The following is a 20473-nucleotide window of genomic DNA, read 5'->3' as shown; positions in this document are numbered from 1 at the left end:
CCATAAATTAAACCATTTCGCCCCGCCATGATTCCTGGTTTTTGACCATGGTATTGAGCACCACAATCATCTTTCTCATGCAGGCGATGAGGGCTACTTTCGGGATCTTCCCCTGGGCTTTCAGGCGCTCATAAAAGCGCTTGAATACGGGATTGCATTGGATGGATTTCAGCTTGCCGCTGTCCCGGTTTATGGGTGCGACACCGGCCAGTGCGGCGATCTCTTTTCGGTTCAATGATCCTAGTTCCGGGAGCTCACTGAGGAGGGTGTAGGCGAGCACCTTCCCAACACCGGGCATGCTGGTCATGATCTCCATTTTGGTACGCCAGTGGTCCACGTTGGCCACTTCCTGCTCGATCTGTCGGGTGATGGTTTCGATCTGACTCTGGAGCATTCTGAGCAGGCTCTTAATGGACCGGTGCAGGGATTTCGGCATGATCTGGAGACGGTTTTTCTCCATGGTGGACATCTCCATAAGTTGAGCCCGCCTGGCTAATAAGTCTCTGATCTTTTGTGATGTTTTGTCCGGGATGGGTCTGAATTCCGGCTTGAGTGTGGCGGCATATTTGGCAATCACCTGGGCATCAATCCGGTCGGTTTTGGCGAGCACGCCGATGGCTTGGGCGTAGCGCCTGACACTGATTGGGTTGACGACAATGATGGGCAAGCCGGCCTGATTGCTGGCCTGAACCAAGGCGTGCTCATGTCTCCCTGTGGCCTCCACTACAATGCGTTCAATGTCATAATTCTTGAGGATTTTTATGAACCGGCGAATGTGAGCTTCGCTGTTGGGAATTGAATAAAACTGTCCGGAAGGATGGAGAGCGATATCAAGGTTGGCTTTACCGACGTCGACACCGATATTAACGGAGGTTTGGATTTGGCTGCTGTTCATAATAAGCTGACTCTGCCTTGCTATACGGGTTCGAGGCCCCGATGACTGTTCGAGTTATCGCTTGAGAGTCATGCAGCGCTACGCACTTGTTACCGGTCTCTCGAATGAGGAGCCTGCCATCATCGAGCTGCTGCGTGAAGGCCCCCAGCGGCCACTGGGGGTGGGCCTCAATTTACCCAAACACGGCAGAAATTATCCATACAAGTCAATTCAGCCGAACGCGGACGCGTCGGCTGATTGAAGCGTTATACAGACTAAGGAGAGTCAGGCTTGGAGTTAACCAGCGTAGTCCCATGGGGCCGGTCTTTTGAAGAATATCAAGCGATGTTCGGATTATCCGAGGGTGACCTGAGCAAGCGAATCCTGGGTTGTGGTGATGGCCCGGCGAGCTTCAATGTAGAGTCAACAGACCGTGGGTGCCAGGTCACATCTTGTGATCCGGTATACCAGTTCCAGGCTGACGAAATACGCCACCGGATTAACGACGTGTACCCGGAAATAATGGCTAAAATGCGGCAGGGCGCAGATAACTATATCTGGGAATCACTGAGTAGCGTCGAGCAGCTTGGCGAAGTCAGGATGAAGGCCATGTCGAGGTTCCTGTCTGACTTTGATGCGGGTTTGCGGCAAGGGCGGTATGTATCAGCATCGTTGCCTTCGCTGCCGTTTTCTGATTCTGAATTCAATTTAGCACTCTGCTCCCACTATCTTTTTCTCTACAGTGACCATGTAAATGGGGCGGCTCACTTGGAATCAATGCGAGAGCTATGCAGAGTTGCGTCTGAGGTTCGCGTCTTTCCTATTGTATCGCTGGATGGAGAGGTATCGAAGCATTTGGATCAGGTCATGACGGCATTATCCGCAAATGGTATCGATGTCTCGTTGCAGCCTGTTAGCTACCGGTTTCAAAAAGGTGCTACCGAAATGTTGGTGGCAAAGTCTGTATAACCATGCCAGGCACGGCGACGTCTACCACATTGCGGCTTCGCCTCCATTCCGTAGCCGCGCATGTGCTGGCTGGCGTTATACGAAAATAGAGGGAGTTCGATGAGAGGGCAGTGGTTAGGAAATTATTCCGGGAACACTACTGGAAGAATAATGATCAATATCGATGAGGTCGGCGATCATTTTGAGGGCGTCGCGTACCTGCATCCTGATGAAAATGGTTTGCCCGGAACCGTTGCTTACTTTGGTACAGAAGACAAAAAATCAGAACAAACGGTGACAGCATTTACTGCGCCGATTGATCCGAGAACAGGGTTTCAAACGTCTTGGGATAAAATCCAAGATCTCTATCAAGATGACGTTACTCATTCAGAGAAGGCAAAAACACTGATTAGCCAAGAGGGAAATTCTTTAACAGTAGTTGGCGAAACAGATACTGGAGTGACGTTTTCTGGAGAATTGAAGCGGCCCGACCAGAAAGCAGGCTCCAAGATAAAGGGACAATCGATGTCTTGGGCAGAGTTTAAAAGCCACGTTTCCGATATTTCTGAAGCTGGGTATCTGTTCCGTGGACAGCAAAAGCCTTGGAGATTATGTACTTCGTTCCATCGTCGAGAACGTTATCGAATCAGTGAGTTCATCTCGAGGGACGTGAAGCAGCTGCATCAACGTCTCAGTGCCATTACCTCCCATTTTTTTGACCTCACTATTCCAGAACAAAATGGTGCTTTCTTTAATCTGTTACAACACCATGGGTACCCAACCCCTCTTTTAGATTGGTCATACTCTCCATACGTGGCGGCATTTTTTGCATTCCGTGATCGCCCCATCGATTATTCTGGTGACGAGTCGGTTCGGATTTATCTTTTTGACAATCGCAAATGGCAGTCTCGTTACAGGCAAGTAGATAATCTCGATCCAGCTTTCCCCCACTTATCGGTGTCAGATTTTATTGCTATCGACAACCCAAGACTGGTGCCTCAACAGGCAGCTACGACCGCAACGAATTTATATGATATAGAAGCCTATCTTCTTGATAGGGAGGAAGAAAGCGGGATCAGGTTCCTCCAGGCGGTTGACATACCGGCGCGGGAGAGAAGTGCTGTAATGGCAGACTTGCGTTTTATGGGGATTACGGCTGGCTCAATGTTTCCAAGTATTGACGGAGTCTGTGAAGAGCTCCGAGAGCGAAACTTTGACCGCTAACACGTATAACATACATGAGCCTTCTTGGAATCAATAGGCAATAGTTATTTTTTGGCCGCGCCAGCGGCCTACCCAAACCCATGAGCGAGAACACCTGCTTCGTCAGTCTCGCGGGGCTGTCAGGTACTTACAGAAAACACATATAGGGGCTCTCTTACGTGACTTTAGGCCACGGCCTGATCGGTCGTTCCATCGGTGGGTCAGGGACACCAGACATTCATCGGTTAAGCGGTCACTGGCACTCTGCGATTTTCAACTCAGTTGTCCAGTGCCAAGTCCGTCTAATTACCGATCACCGGCGCAGACCACCACACCGGCTGAATCAATATTACCGGCATCATCGCTAAAGCAGCGCCCCAGAATACCAACGCCTTTGCCCTGCCCCGCTGGTAGTAATATGAGGCAGCCCATAACAATGCACTAACAACCAGAACCACTAGATACAAAATTACCGCGTATACTCCAACCCCCTCTCCAGCCATAATGAATCGACTAAAAATATAGAAGATCCACGCTTGCACGGCTGCAATTAACAGCAACGCTGCCGGATATAGAGCTTTGCGTAATATTGATGCCGTCATTACCGCACTCCCACCCGGTATAGCTCCTCGGCAAGCATTCGCCGTCGTTCATTTCCAACTTCAGAGGGTTCAGCGTAATAGAAGTGCCCTTCTGATTCCGGCATCTGGCTCGCCAACAACGGTAATTCCATGAAAAGCTCAATCACGCTCATTCCGGCGTAAATTGGGTCTCCGTATTCATCGAGATCGATAACAACCACTTTCCGAATGGCCGCAATATCTCTCAGCATTCTCAGGAAAGACTGGCCAATCGGGCTGCCAATCAGAACAAGATGATCAACAACGGTGCCTTGCCTCGCGTATTTAGCGGCAAGCTGCGCTGCCACCACAGAGCCGTAGGAGTAGCCAATCAAATTAAACTGGCTGGATGCCTCGTTCACGGAAACACGCAATAGCATGGGAAAGCGTGGGTCATAATCCCGACCCAAGACTGAACCAATAGCCGCATCCATTGCAGTTCCGCCCGACCATTTGTCCTTGTCCACGTACATCGCACTGGTGATCCCTGCGTCCCTCATGGCCTTGACCATTGGCCGGATATACGCTCCGTCCATGCCCGCTCCGGGGAAGAAGTATGTACCAGAAAGGTGCTCACCTGGTTGAGTGCAACACTCGCCTTTCAGCGGGCCATAAGTCTGAACACTATCATTGGTTGTTACTTCAGCATCAAGTTCCTCATTACCGGCAGAAGCATTGCCGTCACCATCAGAATCTCCTGCTGGGTTAAGCTGAGCAGTTTCGCTCTGACCGCTGGCGCTCGCCATTGATGCAGCCTGAGAAGTCGCATCCTGCTGCTCTCCCACGTTGCTGGTAGCATCGTGACGGCCATGTTCCATACTCTTTGAGGAGACCACCGTTCCTTCGGCCTGACGATTCATAGGGGGCGGAGAGATGCCAGAAAAAGGCGCAGGGGTATGGGTGTCGGCAATAACAACGCTGCTACTGCCAATCGTAACTCCACCACATGTAATGGCTCCGCCAGTTACTGCGGCAGGAATTCCGTTTATCAACACGGTTGCGGACCCAGAGGCAATAGCCCTTGGGTGTGGCGGGTGTTTTGGCTTGGAGTGCGGAGCAAGTGGGTCCCCCACTCTGGCCACGGGCTTCCCATCTATAAGCACGTTGGGGGAACCAGCAATAACTGGGGTTGGTGGAAACCCCTGATGATCGGTTCCCTGATCACCCAGCAATACGACCTTCTTACCGCCCATGCCACTCTCCTTGGCTAACTTTCCACTTGTCCATCACATGGCTGCTTCCTGCACTTGGTGGAAACATTAAAGGAATTTAGCGGGATTTTCGAGCCTTGAAGGCTGTGTTTTCCCTTTGGCACATGCAGGAACACGGTGAGATACGTTTTTACATGTTACGCGTTGCCCGCTATCTTGATCATATCTGCCCCAAAAGCATCTGAAATGATGGGAAAACCTGATAGGCCCGCAAATGACAGCCTAAGCATTCGGCAAAATCCTCACACGGACATAGCGGTTATTCGCTTCCAGCACATGAAGGACATCTCGTGGCAATTGAATCCTGGTTCGCATTTGTTATTGCGTCGGCAGTTCTACTGGTTATTCCCGGCCCTACGATTCTGGCCGTTATCAGTTATTCCGTTGCTCATGGTCGCCGTGCCAATATTCCTCTGGTGGCTGCGGTCGCGCTCGGTGACTCTACGGCATTGTTTGCGTCACTTGTGGGCTTGGGGGCGTTGCTTGCGGTATCTGCGTTTTGGTTCACAGTTGTAAAAATAGCGGGTGGTTTATACCTGCTTTACCTGGGTATCAAGTTGTTTCGGGCAGGCTTCTCTCCCACTGAAATGGCGGAGCCGGCGCCTGACTCATCCCATTTGAAGTTGTTCACCAACACGTATTTAGTAACGGCGCTCAACCCAAAGGGCATCGTTTTCTTCATGGCTTTTTTACCGCAATTCATCACGCCGTGTGGAAACGGGGTGTTCCAAATGTGGTTGCTTGCAGTCACTTTTGTTGCCTTGGCGACCATCAATGCCACGCTTTACACAGTTTTCGCATCGTCGGCACGTCGGCTACTTGTCTCGCCCAAAGCACAGCGTAGATTTAACTTTGCAGGTGGTGCGTTACTTTCAACAGCAGGTGTTTGGGCATTGTTTGCCAAACGTCCGGCGATATAGAAGCGAACGAATGAGCGAATTCGTCGAAAACCTCAACGATGTATTTTGCCAGTTCGGCCCAGTTTCCGTTCGGCGTATGTTCGGCGGCTATGGTGTGTACCACGATGGCGTGATGTTTGGCCTTGTTGCGGATGATGTTCTGTATTTGAAGGTCGATGGGGAATCGATGGGGCGGTTTACAGAGCTGGATTTGGAGCCGTTCGAATACGAGAAAAATGGCGCTAAGATTAAGATGTCTTACTACATGGCACCGGAGAGCATTTTCGAGGATTCTGAAGAGGCAAAAGAATGGGCAGAGCTGGCATTCAATGCGGCGCTCCGGGCCAGGAAACCAGCAGCAAGAACCAAGGCAAACAAGAAATGACAACCTACGTAATCGACCATGGACTTACCCCGGTACAGTAGGCGCTCCTAGCCTTTGATCGGAGCATAAGAGGAGTTTTCATGAGAGTAGGCTTGCTGATCATCCTGGCATTCTGGTGCCTTCCAGTTTCTTCCCAAACGCTCGAAATTATGGGGTCGGACGAGGGTTTTCTGCCGTTTTATTACGGTGACAACCTTAACAAGGGCATTCTGGTCGAGGTGATCAATGAGTTCAGCCTGGAGGCCGGTATTACAGCCGGTTTTCGCCCGATGCCGCGCAAGCGCCAGGCCTGGGCCCTGGAAAAAGGACAAGCCAACGCGGTTTTTGCCAACCCGTTGTGGATGCCGCTACCAAGCCGGATGCACGCCGTCGGACCGGTGTTAACCTGGCGTGATCGTCTGTTCGCACAACCTGGCCGACAACCGGCTTCCTTCGATGATCTTGATGGCAGCATCTGTCTGCGAAAATGGTTTGTCTACAGTGATCAACTTGAGCGGCGGATTGGTACCAACCTGGCCCGCCATGACTCTTACAATGCCCAACAGATGCTGGGCATGTTTCTGAACAAACGCTGCGATTACGCCGTCATGAACGAGATGGAGTTCCGGTTTCTGGCAAAGTTGGTGGAAGTCGATCCGAATTTTTACAGCACGGAACTGATCGACGCCGAATGGCCGGTCTATCTTGGTATCCTCAAAACCGAGGCGGCTCTGATTGAAGCGGCGGAAGCTTTTTTCGCTACCCGCACGGTTGATGCGGAAGCCATGCTACCCAAACTGCCGCCGCCGGACCGACATATCTCGATTCAGCCGGACAAGTAAGGCAACTGATTACTATGACCGCTCCCCTCACCATGGATCATTTGCGCCGCTACGCCATCTCGCGCAGTCTCTTCAAGCCGACCACTTTGTCACGTGCGATTAATAAACTGGGTTTTGTCCAGCTCGACCCAATACGAGCGCCGGCACGTGCGCAGGATTTGACGCTCCGCCATCGTGTTATCGACTACCAGGCGGGTGACCTGGAGGCTCGCTACCCACGCCTGGCGGTCGAGGAAGATTTCTTTATCAACTACGGGGTTCTGCCCCGCACCACGCAGCGCCTTATGCACCCGCGCACGGCGCGCACCGAGTGGCCACGCTCACGCTGGGAACAGGCGCAGGCGGTGCAGGAATTTGTGCAAAGCCGTGGTGTCGTTCACCCGCGCGAGGTGGACTCAGCCTTCGAGCATGGCACCACCAAGAATTGGTTCGGCGGTAATAGCCGTGCCAGTACGCAGCTCTTGGACGGCATGCATTATCGCGGGCTGCTGCGTGTGGCAAAGCGCGAAGCCGGGGTACGCCTGTATGCGCCGCCGCTCGCTGATGAGCACGACGCGGTGAACCCGGATACCACACTGGACGCATTGGTCGACGTCGCAGTCGCAAAGTATGCCCCGCTGCCTGCGGCTACGCTCAGCCGCCTGGTAACGAGCGTGAGTTCTTCAGCAGTCCCGCAGTGGCGCGAGCGTCGTCGTGAAGCTCTCGCGCGTGCAAAGGCTCGCCTGCCCCAGGCGACAGTTGATGGCTGTCGCTGGTTTTGGCCCATCGGCGAGAATCCTGGCAGCCGACGCTTTGCGGGTGACAATGTGCTGGATGACGACCTGCGCCTGCTGGCGCCCTTCGACCCGATAGTTTGGGACCGTGATCGTTTCGAGCGTTTCTGGGGCTGGGCCTACCGTTTCGAGGCCTACACTCCGGCACCAAAACGGGTGCGTGGTTACTATGCACTACCTATGCTGTGGCGCGGTCATGTCATAGGCTGGGCTAATGCCGCCGTACGTAATGGGCAACTGGAGCTAGAGCCAGGGTACGTGCGCGGACATGCCCCAGACAACACCGCGTTCAATCCAGCGTTGCAGGACGAGCGGGTACGCCTCGAGCGCTTTCTTTCGCTGTGAGGCTCTGTGTGCGTGCTTAAACTGAGAGCAGTGTACTTGAAGTGACACCCTCCACCAGGGAGAAGCCCCGATGGGTCTGAAAGAACATTTCCAATTATTGGCCGCTTACAATCAGTGGATGAACGCAAAGGTCTACGAAGCGGCCGGTCGCCTCTCCGCCTCGGAGTTAGCCAAGGACCGTGGGGCCTTCTTCGGCTCCATTCTGGGAACGCTCAATCACATCGTTGTGGCTGACACCCTATGGTTCAAACGTTTCGTGACCCACCCATCCTGCCTGGACTCATTTCAGGCTGTCGTTGATCTTGAAAACCCTAAGAGCCTGGATCAGATTGTCTTTGACGATCTGGACGGCTTGAAGGAACACCGGATCTGGCTGGATCGCCAGATAATCGAATGGACATCCCTGCTTTCAGAAGAGGACCTGGATTTTGTTCTCACCTACCACAACATGAAAGGTATTCCTGCCAGTAAGCGGTATTCAATCCTGGTTCTTCATTTCTTCAACCATCAAACCCACCACCGCGGGCAAGTTTCAACGTTGCTGTCGCAGATGGGTGTGGATGTTGGCGTTACCGACCTGTTAGCACTGATTCCAGATGAAACGCAGGGATAACCAAAGCCGGTATTGAGGTGACTCCGGACTGGCAAATAGCCACGCTGGCCTCAGGATAGAAAATCACGTCTACACTCAAAGTGGTGAAGGGTTAGCTGCGCCCCAATATAGGAGCAAGAAGTGCAGCACCATTCGTACTGGGAATAATCACGATTGGTAATGATTAAGGAAGAAAACAATGTCTGCCCAACTACTCAAGATTTGTCTGCCTGCCCTGCTTCTCCTAAGCGCCTGTGCTGTGAAAACTGGCGGCTTACCCGGAGATCCCGCCCATCTAAAAGTTGAGCCCAAGCTGTTCTGCCCGGGCGATGAAGTAACCGTCAGCTGGGATGTCGGCAATATCCCTCGTGATAGATCTCATTGCGTTGTTCTGGGCGAGGATTACACGTCCGACGCTAGCTGCAGCAGCACGGCTGAATGCCCTACGGATGGCAGTTGCATTGATGGGTTTTGCTGTCCTTCCTCGTTTCCGACCGGCATTGCGCAGTCCTGCCCGAACCATAATGGATGCTACCCGCCGTTCGAACTGACCGTTACCGCAGATACGCTCACGCTTACCCCACCGGTGAACAACGAGAACGAGGAATTAGCCGGCTCGCGGACCGTTATGCCCACCGCCACCACTATTTTCAACGGCCAGGTCAGTTTTGAAGGCGAAAACTACACCATGGCGGGAACCACAGAAATGGTGCAACTCACCCCGCCATCCACCCAAGTCTATGAGTTTCCGTTTGTGTGCACCGGTGCAAATCCGGGATGGCTACCGCTCGATCTTGATGAGGAATTTGGCTGGAGAGAGCGTCGATATGCCAGCGACAACGTGCGGGTTGTCAATGTGCGTAACACAACGGGCCACACCATCCAGCTACGTACGAACAACCCGGCAGTCGGCCCGGTCACGCTGGAACCGGGGCAACGCACTGACGCCTTTAATGGCCACCCGCAAGGAGAATGGTCTGCGAGCCTGTCTCCCAGTGACCCTGCTTCTCTTGTACCTCCGCGCTGCGGAGCCACCGACATTTCCGATCCTTGGCCCGACCTGCAGGTCGAAGCGACCTTGGAATGCGCGAATCCCGAAATGGATTAGATTCATCACTCCGTAGGCATACTGAATGAATGTGGAAGTCTCGATCACAGAAGGAAGAACTGAGCACCTATCAGAGATACGCGGCCTGATCCTGGAATGGGGTTACTCCGTCAACGAATCCCAGGCTCGGGAATGGCTCATGGCATTACTGGAATCCCCGAGCCATCAGATATGGGTAGCTATTTCAGATGCCGCAGTGGTTGGGTGGGCGGTCGCCGAGAGGCGTATTTCTATCCGTGAGCTGTTTACCTCTGAGATCACTGGGCTGGTTGTGAGCGCCAATGTTCGACGGGCGGGTGTTGGGCGCTTGCTCGTTCAGGCTGTTGAAGACTGGTCCCGCGCCAAAGGGCTCTCACGGGTTGTGGTACGATCCAATGTGAGTCGTTCGGAGTCCCATGGGTTTTACCCGTCTATCGGTTTCGAGCATACAAAGACGACTCATGTTTATGTGAAAGATCTGGATGGGTCCACGCTATGAAGTGCATTTTCACCATACTTTTGGTCATAGGCCTTATTGGTTGTGCATCGCAACAACCAGCCGTCGATCTGAAGAACTCGGATTCTGCCATCATTGGTGAAAAGCCCGAAGGTTATCCAAAAACCTTTATCAAGCGCCTGCCTGATTTGCCCGGTTTTTGTATTGAGGTGACAGAAGACTGGAGAAAACATCCATATCAGGGTGAGACGATCTGGCTGAAGGAAAAAACGATAAAGAGTCTGAACTGCCCTGGGGAACCCTTGCCGGGCTCTACCAATGTATTGAAGAGATAAAGAATGATTGACCGCAAATATCACAGAATCGTATTTTCGTTTTTCATGTCACTGTTGATGTCCTGCATCATGTCGCTGGTGATCAGCGTTTTTAACGTGGGGTGGACCAGCAATATCGTTTCAATCTGGCTGAATGCCTGGCTTTTTGCGTTTGTCGTCGCCTTTCCCACCATCATGCTGGTGTCGCCCGTGGTTCACAAGCTGGTCAGCCTGGCGTTGAAGGACGAGGCTTGATTTCTATTTCTGTTTCTATGCCTCTGCCCGGAGCAACCTCGGCCGATTGCGCTTCATCTGCCAGCGCCAGAGCCATTCCAGGGGCCCTTGTGTGAACAGCCGGAGCCAGACAGCGCTGAAGATCATCTGGGCGATGAAAAATACCGTTGAATACAGCATCAGCGCGGCGAGCGAGAGTGAGGCGAAGCGGTCGCCCCACATGCCATAGAAGACGCAGATGCAGACGGCGGACTGCAGAATGTAGTTGGTGAGTGCCATACGACCGGTTGGCGCAAGGGCCGAGCGAACCGCCCCGGTCAAGCGTCCCCTGCCCCGCCACCAAAGCAGCAGAACGGCACCATAGCCCATGGCAAGCAACGGTGGAGCGCCTACACCGCCCAGCAAACTTACAACCCTGTGGGCCAGGCTCTCTTCACCCAGTTTGACCTCGGCCATGGCCAGGGCGGTGCCGACCGCCAGGCCAACCAGTGCCACCACAATCAATAGCCGGACATGGCCCGAATTGCGCTCCGCCAGGTGCAGGCGGGCAGCAGCGGCGCCAAATAGAAACATCGCCATCACCCGTAGGGGGCGCAGGTGTTCAATCCGATCCAGAAACACGCTGACGCTGAGGTAGGCATTGGCTTCGACCACCTCCAGGTAACTCCCCCCACTCAGGGCCGGCACATTGTCCTGCAGCAGGCGCAGTGAAAGGCCGCTTCCGAGATCCGCCAACCCCAACTGGGGCTCGAACCAGAGTGCTACAGCCGTGACTATCAGCAGGGCAACGCCGCAGGCAGCCAGCGTTGGAGCGCGAACGTTCAGGAAGGCCCCCAGGAAAAGCCCCATTACCCCGTACAGCATGAGGATGTCCCACGGGGATAGGAACAGAGAATGGGCGGTGCCAATAACCAGCAGCCCCAGCATTCGCCGCAAGTGATAGCGGACGGGGCTTTGCTGTACCCGCTGGGCCAGCATCATGAAGCTGTAACCAAACAGCAGGGAGAACAGGCTGTAGAACTTGGCCCGCACCAGGATGTCCAGCCAGGTGGCAATGGGTTCGTCCCATTCCGACCAGGTTAACGCTTGCCTTGTGTCAGCGGAGACGAACCCCCAGCCCGAGAACACCTGAATATTAATCAGCAGGATACCGAAGATGGCAAAGCCCCGAAGGGCATCCAGACCGTCAATACGTTCGCCTTTGCTCGCCATTTCGGATACTCCCTGCGCCGCAGTTGGGTTCTTTCCCTATAAACGCAACCTTCGCATATCAGGTTTAGCGGTAATAGATGAAGATCGCTTGAAGGCTACCGGATCGTAACTGGCGGTTCGTTGACAGCCGTCGGACAGTGCACGCAGCATTGGAACCCTTAGCATTTGTAACCCGGCGCAAACAGGGAGCCCCATGAATCTGCAACCTATCTTATCGCAGGCCGGTGCGGCACTGTTGGCCCTCTTCGTTCTCAGCCTGGGTTCTGTGGCCCAGGCCGATGACTGGTCCCCGACTCTGCAGAAAGAAATCGAACGCATTGACCGAACCTTCTCTGGCGATCTCGGGGTCTACATCCGTCATCTGGGTACGGGCCAGAAGGTTTCTCATAACATCGACCAGGACTGGTATCTGGCCTCTACCGTCAAAATTCCGCTAGCCATCGTATTGATGCAACGTGCCGAGAACGAAGGCCTGGATCTGGAGCAGAAACTCACTCTCCGGGCTGCAGATTATGTGGATGGCACTGGAGATCTGCTCTGGGTGGACCCCGGTGCCCGTTACAGCCTGGAAGAGCTCAACAGACGCTCTATTGTCGACAGTGACAGCACAGCAACCGACATGTTGATACGTTTTCTTGGCGAGAAATCATTCGGAGAGGATGTGGCACGGCTGGTTCCCGAAGGGCTGGGGCCGATTACCACGATCCTCCAGGTGCGCTACGACGCATACAGGGAAGTTCACCCCAGTGTTTCGGTGCTGACCAATCGTGATTTCATCGATCTGAAAACCGCCCGCACCTACCAGGCGCGGTACGATATGTTGCTGGAAAAACTCAACATTACTGCAAGAGAGGCGGATGCCAAAGGCGTGCGTGAAGCCTTTGAGCGCTATTACCAGCGGGGAATCAACTCAGGCAGTCTCGAAGCCTTCGGGGCATTGCTGGAGCAACTGGTCAGGGGCGAACTGTTGAATGACGCCCACACGGACCAATTGCTGGGGTATCTATCCGAAATAACCACGGGTGATCACCGGATTGCAGGGGGCTTGCCAGCGGGCACCCATTTCGCCCACAAAACCGGCACCCAGGTGGCCCGCTCCTGCGATATCGGCCTGCTCAACCCCCAGGCACCCGATGAAGCGGTTATCGTCGCGGTTTGCGCACGCGATTATGCAGCACTGTCGGAAGCGGAAAGGGCCTATCAGACGATTGGCAAGGCGCTGCATGAGTCGGGGCTAACGGGAACCGTAGATTAAGGCGCGTCACCCAACTCCAAACTCAACCAATCATGCTAGGCTGATCTCAAACAACTTGAACCAGCCAAGGCATAACCAATGAGAAAGAACATTCTGATTACCGGTGCCAGCACCGGCCTCGGTGAAGGCATGGCCCGCGAATGGGCCGCCAAGGGCTGCAATCTTGCGCTCTGTGCGCGGCGGGCGGATAAGCTGGAGGCATTACAGCGGGAATTACAGCAGGCCTACCCCGATATTCGGGTGCTGGTCCGCGGCCTGGACGTGTGCGACTACGAGCAGGTGTTCGAGGTATTCCGGGGCTTTCGGGAAGAGCTGGGCGGCCTTGACCGCGTGGTGGTGAATGCAGGTATTGGCAGCTCCCAGCCGATTGGGCGCGGGCACTTTGCCGCCAACCGACAGACGGCGGAAACCAACTTCATCGCCGCCATTGCCCAGAGCGAGGCGGCGATGGAGATTTTCCGGGAACAGAACAGTGGGCATCTGGTACTGATGTCGTCAGTCAGCGGTGTTCGCGGCTTCCGTGGCCCTATCAACGTCTACGCAGCCACCAAGGCCGCCGTAGCGTCACTGGCTGAAGGCCTGCAACTGGACACCAAGGGCAAGCCCATCAACGTCAGCAACATTATGCCGGGCTACATCCTCACCGACATCAACCGCGATACCAAGAACGCCCCCTTCCGGGTGGACTTGGAAACCGGCGTGAAGGCTCTGGTGAAAGCGATCGATTCCGAGGTACGCCGCGCCTATGTGCCCTGGTGGCCCTGGACACCGCTCAGTTACGTGTTGAAGGCCCTGCCCTTTGGGTTGTTCGCGAGGGCGATGTAACCAGTCAATCACCCATCCCGCAACAGAACCGCCGGATTCAGCCGCATCGCCCTCAACGTGGGCAGCAAGCCACCCAGCAACGCCAGCGCGCTGACGACGCCGGCCACCAGTGCGCCGATCCACCACAGATCTCCCGCTGGCAGTTTGAGCGCCAGGTCTGCCACCGGCAGCGCGATCAGCGAACCCAGCGCCGTGGCAAACACCGTTGCGAGAAAGGTCAGCAAGCCGGTTTCCAGCAGCATGGAGTTCCGGATGGCCTGGTGCCGGGCACCGAGACAATGCAGCAGGTTGGCCTCGTAGAGTTGGCGCCTGCGGCTGACGCTGACCACGCTGGACAACACCAACAGGCTTGCCAGCAGGCTGACGGACGCAACCGCCGCAAGGCCAGCGGCTGCCTTGTTGAGCAGGTCTCCCGCAGTTTCAAGCCAGTCAGCCGTGCGCAGCGTGATGACGTTGGGAATGTTGCCGGCCAGCCATTGCTGCGATTCCTTGGCGGCGGTGTCGCTCTGGTAGACCGCGCCGACGTACAGGCTGATCAGTCCATCCAGGGCGCCTTGCTGCAGAACGCCTTCAAACCAGAATCGGGTCTGTAGGCCTTTCTGGCGGTAGATGGCCCGGATTTCGACGATAATCGGCTGGTCCTGGGCCGTGAACTCAATCCGGTCGCCCACCGTTAGCCCGAGTGCGTTGGCTTCACGGTCTTCCATCGCCATGTAGGCGGGCTCCCCTTCCGGGGCCGGAGTGCTCCACCAATTGCCTTTTACCAGCTCTAGTCCTTCCGGATTTCCCGCCAGATAGGTGAGCTTGTATTCGTCTCCCATGGCTTCGCGCCGGGCTCGGGGGTCGTCAGCGAGCGCGTCTGCGATGGGCTCTTCATTGATGGCGGCCATTCGGGCGCGAACCAGTGGCAGAAGTTCCGTTCTGCTGGACGGGTCCAGCGACTCAAGGCCGGACGTGAGCGGCTCCATCTGGTCCGGGAACACTTCGTAGAGGATCAGCGCGGGGGATTCCGCCGGGATCGTGGTTTCCAGTGCTCTCAGAAGTGTGGTGACCATCAGGGTACAGGCCACTACCAAGGTCAATGCGGTGCCGAGCGACAACAACGTTGCCCTCAAGGGGGAATCCGGCCGGTGGAGGTTGGCGAGCGCCAGCCGCCGGGCGAACTTGCGGTCTGCAAAGCCACTGTTTTCAAGCGCTTTGGCACCTCGCCTCAGCCCTTTGATGATGCCCTCCAGCAAGGCCCAGAGTACGACCACCGCCAGCAGGAACAGGAATCCCAGTTGCGGCGACGGCAACCAGAACAAGGTGGCGCTGATATAGATCGCCAGCAGCACGTAGCTCGCGATCCGCCATGTGCGGGGTTCGTTACGGGCGGCCTGTACCTGCCCCCGGAACAGCCCGGCCGGTGACGCAGCCAGGGCCCTGGCCAGGGCCGGCAGCGCGAACACGTAGGCGGTGAGCACCGCAAACAGCCAACTCAGCAGCAAGGGAACAAACCACAGGGATAACCAGCCCCCTGCCCCTTCGGGCCCGGACAGAGCGTAGGCGTCGCCCGCGAGGGATATCGCCACCGCGGAAAACCCCAATCCGATTCCGCCACCGATCAGGCCAGCCAGGCTGCCCAGCAGTCCGATCTGCAACAGGTAAATGGCCACCAAGGGTTTTCGGCGCAGGCCCAGCGTCTGCAGGGTGGCGATGGTGCCCAGTTTTTCATCCAGGTAGGCGTGTATGCTGTTGGCGACACCGAGGCCGCCAATAAACAGCGTGGTGAAGGCAATCAGGATGAGCGCTGTGGCAATCTGGTCCAGCCGTTCGGCGATGCGTTGGCTGCGCTCGGCGAAGGTAGTGGTGTCCCAGCTTGGTTCCGGGAATGCCTGTTCGAAGTCCGCCAGCCACGTATCCAGGTTCTGGTCGGTCTTAACCCGGTATTCGTAGTCCACGCGGCTGCCTGGCCGGATCAGTTCCGTCGCCTCGACCGCCTGTTCGGAAATCATGATAGGCAAGCCACGCCAGTTGGCGTTCAGGCGGCGGTCCGGCTGTTTCTGAATCAGGCCGCTGATGCGAAAGGTGGCCGCGCCGATCTCGATCTGGTCCCCGATGGTCTGGCCCAGGCGCTCGGCCAGCAAGGGGTCAATTACGGCTCCCCATCGGCCATCCTTGCGTGCGGTTAGCTCGGCACGCGACTGATCCGGCGTTAGCTGCAGCTCACCGTAGAGCGGATAGGCCTCATCCGGAATCAGGATCTCAGCGCGAAAAAAGCCGTCACCGCTTTCGCCACTGACAATCGTGTCGAACTCCCGAACCAGCGAAAGAGTTCCGGTGCGCCCTACCCAATCGATCACGTCACTTGGTAACGGCTCACTGGCATCGAGCTCCACATCGCCACCCAATAACATGCGGGTATCCGCCAGCAGGCTCTGCTCGATCACCCGGTAGAGGCTGGCCGTAGCGGCCACCAGAGTAACGCCGAGGATAAGGCAGGCGAGAAAGACCTTGAGCGCAGAGATGCGCGATCGCAGATCGGTGATCGCGAATTTGAGCATCCACAGCGGCTTTGTCTGAGCGTTACGCTTCATAAAGGCGCCCACGATCCATCCGGACCCGGTGCTGGCAGCGCTCCGCGACACGTTCGTCGTGGGTCACCAGCACCAGGGTGGATTTGCTTTCCTTGTGGAGGTCGAACAGCAGCGAGAGTACTTTTTCTCCTGTGGCATGGTCCAGGTTGCCGGTGGGCTCATCGCCCAGCAGCAGGCTTGGCTGGTGCACCAGTGCCCTTGCGATCGCGACACGCTGTTGCTCACCCCCGGAAAGCTGTCCTGGATAATGCTGCAGCCGGTGGGTAAGGCCGACCGCCTCCAGCATCGAAAGGGCCTGCTCGCGGGCATCCGACTGCCCGGCGATTTCCAGCGGCAGACTAACGTTCCCAAGTGCCGTCAGGCCCGGCAACAAATGAAAGGACTGAAAGATGATGCCCAGGTGTTCGCTTCGCCAATCGGCCAATGCGTTGGCATCCATCTGGCTCAGGCGCTGGTTGCCTACGAGGATCTCTCCACTGGTCGGGCGCTGGAGCCCGGATAGCAACAGAAGCAGCGAGGTTTTCCCACTTCCGGAGGGGCCGGTAATCGCCAGTGTGTCGCCGGGCGGGATCGTGAGTGAAGCGTTGTTGAGCACCGCGACTGTGCCTGACTCAGTTGGGTAGGTAAGGTTAATGTCGCTTATCTGGACGCTGGTGGACACAAAGGCACCTTTCTTTTTAAATAACAGAATGTAGCTTGCACGGCGATTATGACGATAGCGGGCAGCCGCACAGAAGCTGAAAAATGATTGACAGTGATTCAAAGTCATTGAGAGTACGAGCAGTTTTCCAGACTAGCGCACCGTACGAAACGGGTCAGACGCAGTTTTACACGACTTTTGCAAAGATGGGAGAGCACTATGGCAGGTGGTTGGTCCCGGGATGGCGCCGTTCAGGATCAGATCGACGCGAGCGTAGACGACGAGGTGCAGCGCGCACGCAGCCAACTGGTGAGCGGCGAGAGTGCCACCCATTGCGAGGAGTGTGACAGTGCGATTCCGGAAGCGCGCCGCAAAACGATTCCCGGGGTTCAACTTTGCGTTGCGTGTCAGTCTAGTCTTGAAAAACACGAAACGTCTCATGGTGGTATCAATCGCCGTGGCAGCAAGGACAGTCAGCTGCGCTAGTTCAAGAAATACGGCATCCGTAAACGTGATGCTGGCGTGCTTTTCCCGCTTGAAAGGGGTTCTTCAAAGAACCCGCATAATGATGAAAAGTACGCCTGTTCTGAGACAACGTGGTTACAGCACCAACGAGGTTGCAAGGAACAGCATCAGGCCCATACCGATAATGTCGGTGAACGTTGTCAAAAAGATGCTGCTCGCAGTGGCTGGGTCGGCGCCGAACCGTTTGAGCACCAACGGCACCGCCACCCCGAAGATACCGCTGCCCATGCAGGCGCCGACCATGGCGATGAAGATAACGAGGCCGAGCATGGCCGGGTTAGCGGAATCGGTGGACAAGGCATAAGCAAACATCGCAATACCGGCAATGACGCCGACGGCAGCGCCATTGAGTGCGCCCAGTAGAACTTCCTTGCGCAGCAATCTCCGGATCGGATAGTCATTGATCTGCCCCAGGGTGATGCCCCTCAGGGTAATGGCCAGCGCCTGACAACCGGTGTTGCCGCTCTGCCCGGCAAGAACCGGCAAGAAGGCCGCCAATGCAACAATCTGGGCGATGGTGCTCTCGAACATGCCGACTACGAAGGCAGCAGCGAACGCGGTAATCAGATTCACCTGCAGCCAGGGGTGGCGCATGCGAAACGCCGCCAGCACCGGTGTGTTGATCTGTTCTTCCTTTGCCACACCGTATTGGGAACCGGCCTGGGCACTGAGTTCCGATGCGATGCGTTCGTAGAGCTTCCAGCCCCGCACCTCGCCCACTACGTGCTGCTGCTCGTCCACCACCGGGTACATGCGGTAGTGTCGGTAGAGCACTTCACTGACTGCGTCTTTCACCAGTGTGCCTTCCTGGAACGCAAACGGCTCTCGCACCATGATGGTAGCCAGCGCCTCAGAGGGCTTGGCCAGGATCAGGTCCCGCATGCCGACCACACCCACCAGGCAGTCATTATCCGTCACGAAAATGTAGCTAATCTCCGAAACATCGGCGCTTTTCACCATGAAGGTCAGCGCCTCAGCTACGGTGTAGCTGTCCGGTAACGTTGCTGTTACCGGCGTCATCAGTTCGCCGACGGTTTCTTCCATGCCGGAAAGCACTGCGCGGGTCGCCGCTTCTTCCGGTGCGGACAGATCTCCCAGGTGTGAAGCGATGATCTGTGCCTGTTCCGCAGGCAATCGCGAAAGGATGAACTGAATATCGTCCACGGGTGACTGCATCAGCTCTTCAGCGGCATCCAGCGGATTGAGATCGCGCATACGCTCAATCCGCTCGATCAATTCCATATTCTGGGTCATTTCGCGCTCCGGTATCAGTGCTTGTTATCTGACTATAGCAACACTGAACGATCAGCACCGGTTGGCGTGCCGCAGCCGGAGCGTTCTTCTAGTGCAGACGTAGCAGCCGGTTCAGGCCCCGGATCATCGCCCGCATGAGGTCTCGACGCGCCCTGCGCTGATCCCGCTTCACTTGCTCAAGATTGACGCCTCCCATCCCATCGCGATATCTGAGCGGTATGCTGCTCCGGTGCAACTCTTTTGCATTACCGTCTGCCGGCTCGCGGAAAGCCAGCGAATTGCCACCGCTAAGGTAGGTCTTTTCTGCTGAGATCAACATGTCTCTATCCTCCCTGGCGCCGCACCTTGTGGCGGATCGCACTGGTTGTCGTATGAGTTCAGGTACATGCTAAACTTGTTCTAAACTGCAAACTATTCCCTAGAATCGAGAACAGACTTTGCAAAAACGAACAGATAAACAACCCAAAAAATCGCCCGCCGCCTCCGCGAGAACACGGTGCAATCTGGCGTGGAATGACTTTGAACTGGTGCTCGCCATTGCTACTTCTGGCTCGCTCTCAGGCGCGTCGCGGGCGTTGGGCGTGAGCCACGCTACGGTGTTCCGGCGACTGGGCGATGTTGAGCAGCGCCTTGGGGTGATTCTCTTTGAGAGAGGCCGCACAGGTTATCGGCCAACACTGGCAGGGGAAGAACTCGCAGACACGGCAAAGGTCATGGACGAGGCCGCCCTGGCCGCCGAGCGCAAGGTGGCCGGCCGTGACCTGGAGCCCAGTGGCGAGATCTGGACCACCACAACGGACTCTCTGCTGATGGGCGTGCTGGCACCGTTGTTCACGCAGTTCCGGCACAAATACCCAGGCATTGTGTTGGATGTTGCGGTGTCCAACCAGTTGTTCAATCTCACACGTCGGGAGGCGGACGTGGCTATACGTCCCTCCAACCGTCCACCGGAAAACCTGATTGGCCGGCCACTGACAACCCTCGGCCAGGCTGTCTATGCTCACAAAGACCTCGGCCTGACGCCGGGAACCTCCATAGAGGCCCTTGCCAATGAGCCCTGGATTGGCGCCGGGCCAAGGCTTCAGGATTCTTCCGTGGACCAGTGGATGGATAACCACGCGCTGAAGCAGGCCTGTGTTTACCGTGTGGATACCCTGGTGAGCATCCTCAGCGCCATTCGCTCCCGCATGGGGCTGGCCGTGATGCCCTGCTATCTCGCGGACGAGGACCCGGACATCGTTCAACTCACCGACCCCATTCCAGAGCTGGAATACGGCCTGTGGTTTCTGATGCATCCGGACCTGCGAGGCGTGGTGAGGATTCATGCGCTGATGGATTTTCTGACAGAGGCCGTCCGCGCCCAGAAAGATCGCCTGGCCGGGCGTCGTTTGCGATAACCGGCTACGCTGATGTCATCCATGGG

23 protein-coding genes are annotated in these 20473 nt (G+C 56.0%); 15 read left to right on the top strand and 8 right to left on the bottom strand.

Features of this window, described 5'->3' with window-relative positions; genetic code table 11:
• Nucleotides 1-7 precede the first annotated feature (7 nt).
• A complete protein-coding gene (locus AAGD24_RS09425) occupies nt 8-895 on the bottom strand; it encodes an IS110 family transposase (RefSeq protein ID WP_379867246.1) in 888 nt (295 codons plus the stop codon).
• A gap of 270 nt (nt 896-1165) precedes the next feature.
• Here AAGD24_RS09425 and AAGD24_RS09420 point away from each other — a divergent pair, with 270 nt between their 5' ends.
• Complete coding sequence (locus AAGD24_RS09420) at nt 1166-1843, top strand: SAM-dependent methyltransferase (RefSeq protein ID WP_379867245.1); 678 nt, start codon at nt 1166-1168, stop codon at nt 1841-1843.
• A gap of 150 nt (nt 1844-1993) precedes the next feature.
• A complete protein-coding gene (locus AAGD24_RS09415) occupies nt 1994-3046 on the top strand; it encodes an FRG domain-containing protein (protein ID WP_379867243.1) in 1053 nt (350 codons plus the stop codon).
• A 281-nt stretch (nt 3047-3327) separates the two neighbouring features.
• Here AAGD24_RS09415 and AAGD24_RS09410 read toward each other — a convergent pair whose 3' ends face one another.
• On the bottom strand, nt 3328-3627 hold the full coding sequence (locus AAGD24_RS09410; RefSeq protein WP_379867242.1) for a hypothetical protein: 300 nt from the start codon (nt 3625-3627) through the stop codon (nt 3328-3330).
• Nucleotides 3627-4838, bottom strand: coding sequence for a type VI secretion system PAAR protein (locus AAGD24_RS09405; RefSeq protein ID WP_379867240.1), 1212 nt, complete (start codon nt 4836-4838; stop codon nt 3627-3629). The genes AAGD24_RS09410 and AAGD24_RS09405 overlap by 1 nt, the downstream gene beginning before the upstream one ends.
• A gap of 308 nt (nt 4839-5146) precedes the next feature.
• Between AAGD24_RS09405 and AAGD24_RS09400 the strand changes: the two genes are divergently transcribed.
• The 9 genes from AAGD24_RS09400 to AAGD24_RS09360 all read left to right on the top strand — a co-directional run bounded on the left by AAGD24_RS09400 (nt 5147) and on the right by AAGD24_RS09360 (nt 10784).
• The gene (locus tag AAGD24_RS09400) at nt 5147-5776 is read left to right on the top strand and encodes a LysE family translocator (RefSeq protein ID WP_379867239.1); all 630 of its coding nucleotides are present in this window, start codon (nt 5147-5149) and stop codon (nt 5774-5776) included.
• Nucleotides 5777-5786: 10 nt separating this feature from the next.
• Nucleotides 5787-6140 (top strand): TfoX/Sxy family protein, encoded by a 354-nt coding sequence (locus AAGD24_RS09395; RefSeq protein WP_379867237.1) that lies wholly within the window; start codon nt 5787-5789, stop codon nt 6138-6140.
• Between the two features lie 80 nt (nt 6141-6220).
• Nucleotides 6221-6961, top strand: coding sequence for a substrate-binding periplasmic protein (locus AAGD24_RS09390; protein WP_379867236.1), 741 nt, complete (start codon nt 6221-6223; stop codon nt 6959-6961).
• A 14-nt stretch (nt 6962-6975) separates the two neighbouring features.
• The gene (locus tag AAGD24_RS09385) at nt 6976-8079 is read left to right on the top strand and encodes a DNA glycosylase AlkZ-like family protein (RefSeq protein WP_379867234.1); all 1104 of its coding nucleotides are present in this window, start codon (nt 6976-6978) and stop codon (nt 8077-8079) included.
• Nucleotides 8080-8149: 70 nt separating this feature from the next.
• Nucleotides 8150-8692, top strand: a complete 543-nt coding sequence (locus AAGD24_RS09380) for a DinB family protein (protein ID WP_379867233.1) — start codon at nt 8150-8152, stop codon at nt 8690-8692.
• Nucleotides 8693-8870: 178 nt separating this feature from the next.
• Complete coding sequence (locus AAGD24_RS09375) at nt 8871-9779, top strand: hypothetical protein (RefSeq protein ID WP_379867231.1); 909 nt, start codon at nt 8871-8873, stop codon at nt 9777-9779.
• A 25-nt stretch (nt 9780-9804) separates the two neighbouring features.
• Entirely contained in the window at nt 9805-10257 is a 453-nt protein-coding gene (locus AAGD24_RS09370; protein ID WP_127401068.1) for a GNAT family N-acetyltransferase, read from the top strand.
• Nucleotides 10254-10550 carry a hypothetical protein gene (locus AAGD24_RS09365; protein ID WP_379867229.1) on the top strand — a complete coding sequence of 99 codons (297 nt, stop codon included), beginning with the start codon at nt 10254-10256 and terminating at the stop codon, nt 10548-10550. The genes AAGD24_RS09370 and AAGD24_RS09365 overlap by 4 nt, the downstream gene beginning before the upstream one ends.
• A gap of 3 nt (nt 10551-10553) precedes the next feature.
• A complete protein-coding gene (locus tag AAGD24_RS09360; RefSeq protein WP_036208309.1) occupies nt 10554-10784 on the top strand; it encodes a DUF2798 domain-containing protein in 231 nt (76 codons plus the stop codon).
• Nucleotides 10785-10799: 15 nt separating this feature from the next.
• Here the strand turns inward: AAGD24_RS09360 and AAGD24_RS09355 are convergent, their stop codons facing one another.
• Nucleotides 10800-11975 (bottom strand): DUF418 domain-containing protein, encoded by a 1176-nt coding sequence (locus AAGD24_RS09355; protein ID WP_379867228.1) that lies wholly within the window; start codon nt 11973-11975, stop codon nt 10800-10802.
• 193 nt (nt 11976-12168) lie between these two features.
• On the opposite strand from AAGD24_RS09355, the gene AAGD24_RS09350 reads away from it, so the two are divergent.
• Nucleotides 12169-13230 (top strand): serine hydrolase, encoded by a 1062-nt coding sequence (locus AAGD24_RS09350; RefSeq protein ID WP_379867226.1) that lies wholly within the window; start codon nt 12169-12171, stop codon nt 13228-13230.
• A gap of 78 nt (nt 13231-13308) precedes the next feature.
• A complete protein-coding gene (locus tag AAGD24_RS09345) occupies nt 13309-14055 on the top strand; it encodes an SDR family oxidoreductase (RefSeq protein ID WP_075196886.1) in 747 nt (248 codons plus the stop codon).
• Nucleotides 14056-14063: 8 nt separating this feature from the next.
• Here AAGD24_RS09345 and AAGD24_RS09340 read toward each other — a convergent pair whose 3' ends face one another.
• Nucleotides 14064-16049, bottom strand: a complete 1986-nt coding sequence (locus tag AAGD24_RS09340) for an ABC transporter permease (protein ID WP_379867324.1) — start codon at nt 16047-16049, stop codon at nt 14064-14066.
• A gap of 571 nt (nt 16050-16620) precedes the next feature.
• A complete protein-coding gene (locus tag AAGD24_RS09335) occupies nt 16621-17292 on the bottom strand; it encodes an ABC transporter ATP-binding protein (RefSeq protein ID WP_379867224.1) in 672 nt (223 codons plus the stop codon).
• A 198-nt stretch (nt 17293-17490) separates the two neighbouring features.
• Between AAGD24_RS09335 and AAGD24_RS09330 the strand changes: the two genes are divergently transcribed.
• Complete coding sequence (locus AAGD24_RS09330) at nt 17491-17757, top strand: DksA/TraR family C4-type zinc finger protein (RefSeq protein WP_379867222.1); 267 nt, start codon at nt 17491-17493, stop codon at nt 17755-17757.
• A gap of 114 nt (nt 17758-17871) precedes the next feature.
• Here the strand turns inward: AAGD24_RS09330 and AAGD24_RS09325 are convergent, their stop codons facing one another.
• Together AAGD24_RS09325 and AAGD24_RS09320 are read right to left on the bottom strand one after the other, a co-directional pair.
• Nucleotides 17872-19050 (bottom strand): magnesium transporter, encoded by a 1179-nt coding sequence (locus AAGD24_RS09325; RefSeq protein ID WP_228210732.1) that lies wholly within the window; start codon nt 19048-19050, stop codon nt 17872-17874.
• Nucleotides 19051-19138: 88 nt separating this feature from the next.
• Nucleotides 19139-19369 (bottom strand): hypothetical protein, encoded by a 231-nt coding sequence (locus AAGD24_RS09320; RefSeq protein ID WP_007154336.1) that lies wholly within the window; start codon nt 19367-19369, stop codon nt 19139-19141.
• A gap of 118 nt (nt 19370-19487) precedes the next feature.
• Between AAGD24_RS09320 and AAGD24_RS09315 the strand changes: the two genes are divergently transcribed.
• Entirely contained in the window at nt 19488-20447 is a 960-nt protein-coding gene (locus tag AAGD24_RS09315; RefSeq protein WP_379867220.1) for a LysR family transcriptional regulator, read from the top strand.
• The last annotated feature ends 26 nt before the right edge of the window (nt 20448-20473 follow it).

It is taken from the genome of Marinobacter sp. M5B, assembly GCF_042604615.1.
In the GTDB taxonomy this organism is placed as follows: Bacteria; Pseudomonadota; Gammaproteobacteria; order Pseudomonadales; family Oleiphilaceae; genus Marinobacter; species Marinobacter salarius.
This window is presented reverse-complemented; position numbering and strand designations above follow the sequence as displayed.

What these genes read in the sequence shown, in the direction of transcription:
- AAGD24_RS09425 (WP_379867246.1), bottom strand. Translation starts at nt 895, where the DNA reads ATGAACAGCAGCCAAATCCAAACCTCCGTTAATATCGGTGTCGACGTC.
- AAGD24_RS09410 (WP_379867242.1), bottom strand. Translation starts at nt 3,627, where the DNA reads ATGACGGCATCAATATTACGCAAAGCTCTATATCCGGCAGCGTTGCTG.
- AAGD24_RS09355 (WP_379867228.1), bottom strand. Translation starts at nt 11,975, where the DNA reads ATGGCGAGCAAAGGCGAACGTATTGACGGTCTGGATGCCCTTCGGGGC.
- AAGD24_RS09390 (WP_379867236.1), top strand. Translation starts at nt 6,221, where the DNA reads ATGAGAGTAGGCTTGCTGATCATCCTGGCATTCTGGTGCCTTCCAGTT.
- AAGD24_RS09380 (WP_379867233.1), top strand. Translation starts at nt 8,150, where the DNA reads ATGGGTCTGAAAGAACATTTCCAATTATTGGCCGCTTACAATCAGTGG.
- AAGD24_RS09395 (WP_379867237.1), top strand. Translation starts at nt 5,787, where the DNA reads ATGAGCGAATTCGTCGAAAACCTCAACGATGTATTTTGCCAGTTCGGC.
- AAGD24_RS09405 (WP_379867240.1), bottom strand. Translation starts at nt 4,838, where the DNA reads ATGGGCGGTAAGAAGGTCGTATTGCTGGGTGATCAGGGAACCGATCAT.
- AAGD24_RS09320 (WP_007154336.1), bottom strand. Translation starts at nt 19,369, where the DNA reads ATGTTGATCTCAGCAGAAAAGACCTACCTTAGCGGTGGCAATTCGCTG.
- AAGD24_RS09345 (WP_075196886.1), top strand. Translation starts at nt 13,309, where the DNA reads ATGAGAAAGAACATTCTGATTACCGGTGCCAGCACCGGCCTCGGTGAA.
- AAGD24_RS09375 (WP_379867231.1), top strand. Translation starts at nt 8,871, where the DNA reads ATGTCTGCCCAACTACTCAAGATTTGTCTGCCTGCCCTGCTTCTCCTA.
- AAGD24_RS09360 (WP_036208309.1), top strand. Translation starts at nt 10,554, where the DNA reads ATGATTGACCGCAAATATCACAGAATCGTATTTTCGTTTTTCATGTCA.
- AAGD24_RS09385 (WP_379867234.1), top strand. Translation starts at nt 6,976, where the DNA reads ATGACCGCTCCCCTCACCATGGATCATTTGCGCCGCTACGCCATCTCG.
- AAGD24_RS09330 (WP_379867222.1), top strand. Translation starts at nt 17,491, where the DNA reads ATGGCAGGTGGTTGGTCCCGGGATGGCGCCGTTCAGGATCAGATCGAC.
- AAGD24_RS09350 (WP_379867226.1), top strand. Translation starts at nt 12,169, where the DNA reads ATGAATCTGCAACCTATCTTATCGCAGGCCGGTGCGGCACTGTTGGCC.
- AAGD24_RS09325 (WP_228210732.1), bottom strand. Translation starts at nt 19,050, where the DNA reads ATGACCCAGAATATGGAATTGATCGAGCGGATTGAGCGTATGCGCGAT.
- AAGD24_RS09340 (WP_379867324.1), bottom strand. Translation starts at nt 16,049, where the DNA reads ATGATTTCCGAACAGGCGGTCGAGGCGACGGAACTGATCCGGCCAGGC.
- AAGD24_RS09370 (WP_127401068.1), top strand. Translation starts at nt 9,805, where the DNA reads ATGAATGTGGAAGTCTCGATCACAGAAGGAAGAACTGAGCACCTATCA.
- AAGD24_RS09415 (WP_379867243.1), top strand. Translation starts at nt 1,994, where the DNA reads ATGATCAATATCGATGAGGTCGGCGATCATTTTGAGGGCGTCGCGTAC.
- AAGD24_RS09365 (WP_379867229.1), top strand. Translation starts at nt 10,254, where the DNA reads ATGAAGTGCATTTTCACCATACTTTTGGTCATAGGCCTTATTGGTTGT.